Origin of the sequence: Streptomyces sp. SID1328 (assembly GCF_009865595.1) — a bacterium.
In the GTDB taxonomy this organism is placed as follows: domain Bacteria; phylum Actinomycetota; class Actinomycetes; order Streptomycetales; family Streptomycetaceae; genus Streptomyces; species Streptomyces griseoluteus.
Genome location: NZ_WWKH01000177.1, coordinates 1 through 2821 on the forward strand (window position 1 = coordinate 1; position 2821 = coordinate 2821).

At 73.4% G+C, this 2821-nt stretch carries 2 protein-coding genes; both read left to right on the forward strand.

All coding sequences use genetic code 11. The features are described 5' to 3' along the window. A partial coding sequence (locus tag GT030_RS05405) for a carboxypeptidase-like regulatory domain-containing protein (protein ID WP_161200084.1) occupies positions 1-413 on the forward strand: 413 nt, incomplete at its 5' end. A gap of 143 nt (positions 414-556) precedes the next feature. Then, the coding region (locus GT030_RS05410; RefSeq protein ID WP_161200085.1) for a SpoIIE family protein phosphatase at positions 557-2821 on the forward strand (2265 nt) is incomplete at its 3' end.

Below are 2821 nucleotides of genomic sequence, written 5' to 3' on the forward strand. Positions count from 1 at the left end.
CCGCCACCCGCAGCGGCCGTGAGGGCGGGTACGTCATCGGCGAGCTGGTCGCGGGGGAGTACACCCTCGCCGCCAGCGCCCCCGCCTTCCGCCCGGCCGCCCTCCCGGTCACCGTCCAGGCGTCCCGCGAGACCCGGCAGGACGTCGAACTCGCCGGCGGGGCCGTGCTGAAGGGCACCGTCCGGGCCGGGGGAGGGCGCGCCGTGGAGGACGCGCGGGTGACCCTGCTCGACGCGGCCGGGAACGTGGTCGACACCCTCACCACGGGCGCCGACGGCACCTTCCGCTTCGTCGACCTCTCCTCCGGCGAGTACACCGTCATCGCCGCCGGCTACCCGCCGGTCGCCACGGTCCTCCAGGTCGCGGGCGGCGGCCGCACCGAGCGTGACCTGCAACTGGGGCACGAGGACTGAGGGTTACGGGCCCTCTCGAACCAACGGGGATCTCCGGTACGGAATTCGCGGTTTGCCACACATGGCGACGTGACTCCCCCGTACCGTAGTGCCGGGCGGCATTGATCGTTCGCGTACAGCCGTGGGGAGAGAGGGCCTGGGCCATGGACCGTGGCAGCGAGCGGGACGCGTCTCCCGGCCGCGGTGCGGAGAACACCGCGGCGGGCCGGATTCCGCTGGCCGTGGTGATAGTCGACCGCGCGGGCCTGGTGTCCCACTGGAGCAGCGGGGCCGGGCGGATGTTCGGCCCGGGCCGGGAGACGGCCGTCGGACAGCCCGTCGCGGATCTGCTGCCCGTCTCCGGGGCCCTGCCGGACGACCTCCGGGACGACACACCGGACGACGGAGACGGCCCCGACCTGGAGACCTCCCTCGGCGCCCACAGCGGCTACCCCACCGCGGGCCGTGCCCGGCTCACGCCGCCCGGCCGCGGGGACGACGAGCGGATCGACGTGCTGTGGTGGGCCTATCCGCTGGTCGGGCCGGGCCCCTCCCGGCTGCTGGTGCTCGCCGCCGACGCCACCCGGCTGCGCGAGGCACGCGGCCACCTGGACGAGAGCACCGAACGCATCGCCCCCGGCTTCGCCCGCCACACCGAACTGCCCACCGCCGCCGACCTGGAGCGCAGGCTCCCCGAGATCCTGCCCAACATGGGCCCCGGACTCAGCGCCCGCATCGTCTCCCAGATCCTCGAACTCGGCTATCCGGTACTGGAGTTCAGCCAGTACGAGCGGGTCCCCGTCACCCCGTACTGGGGTGTGCCCCGGCGCCCCGGCCGCTTCGACAGCGTTGTCCCGCACCCCCGCAGCGAGCCGCTGATCCCGGCCGACGCCCTGGCCGACCTGGAGTACGCGGCCGTACGGGAGCGGCTGGAGTTCCTCAACGAGGTCAGCTCCGCCATCGGCACCTCCCTCGACCTCGGGGAGACGATCCGCGAGGTCACCAGCGCGGCCGTGCCCCGGTTCGCGGACTTCGCGGGCACCCATCTGCGCTCCGCCGTCCTCGCGGGCGAGGGCTTCCCCGACGGGCCGCCCGACGCCAGCACGCTGATGCACCGGGTCTGGGTCGAGCACAACGACGAACCCGGCCGCTGGGACGACACCGTGCCGGTCGGCGAGGCGTTCGCCTTCCCCGAGCACACGCCGTTCTACCAGTGCATGGTCACCGGCGAACCCGTCCTCATCCCGAGGATCAGCGACGAACTGGGCAACCGGATCTCCGGCGAGTTCGAGAAGCGGGACCTCAGGCCGCTCATCAACGGCCGCTCCCTGCTGATCGTCCCGCTCAAGGCCCGCAACGTGGTGCTCGGCTTCATGGTGCTGCTGCGGCGCGCCGACCGGCTGCCCTTCGACGGCATGGACCGCACCACCGGCGCCGAACTCGCCGCCCGCGCCGGGCTGGTGCTCGACAACGCGCGCATGTACACGTACCAGGAGAACGTCGCCGAGACCCTCCAGGACAGCATGCTGCCGCAGGTCACCCCGCGCATGGCCGGGTGCGACGTGGCGACCCGGTATCTGCCCGGCACGCTGCTCGGACGGATCGGCGGCGACTGGTTCGACACGGTGAAACTCCCCGGCTCGCGCACCGCGCTGGTCGTCGGTGACGTGATGGGCCACGGGCTCAACTCGGCCGCGATGATGGGCCAGTTGCGCACCGCCGTCCAGACCATGGCCGCACTGGAGACCCCGCCCGCCCAACTGCTGCGCAACCTGGACGACTTGGCCCGCAGGCTGGGTGAGAACTACCTCGCCACCTGTCTCTACGCCGTCTACGACCCGATCCGCGGCGAGCTGGAGATCGCCAACGCCGGGCACATCCCGCCCGTGCTGGTCCGGGCGGCGGACGGCGGCAGCGAACTGCTCGAACTGCCCACCGGCGCGCCCATCGGCGTCGGCGGGGTGCCCTTCGAGGCCACCACGGTACGGGTCGCGCCCGGCGACCGGCTGGTGCTGTGCACGGACGGCCTGGTCGAGGTGCGCGGCTCCGACATCGGGGAGGGGATGGCCGCGCTCTGCGAGTCCGCCGCGCACCCGGCCGCCTCGATGGACGCCGCCTGCGACACCATCATCCGCGCCCTCAACACCCGTGGCGGCCGCAAGGACGACGTGGCCCTGCTGATGGCCCGGCTCAACGGCATCCCCGACGACCACGTGGCCCAGTGGCACCTGGAGTCCGACCCGCGGGAGGTCTCCCGCGCCCGGCACCTGGTCCGCGAGCGCCTGCTGCAGTGGGGGCTGCCGCAGGCGGTGGACACCGCGCTGCTGCTGGTCAGCGAGGTCGTCACCAACGCGGTACGGCACGGTGGGGGAGGCCCGGTCGGGCTGCGCGTGGTGCGCGCCGGGGACCTGCTGTTCGAGGTCACGGAC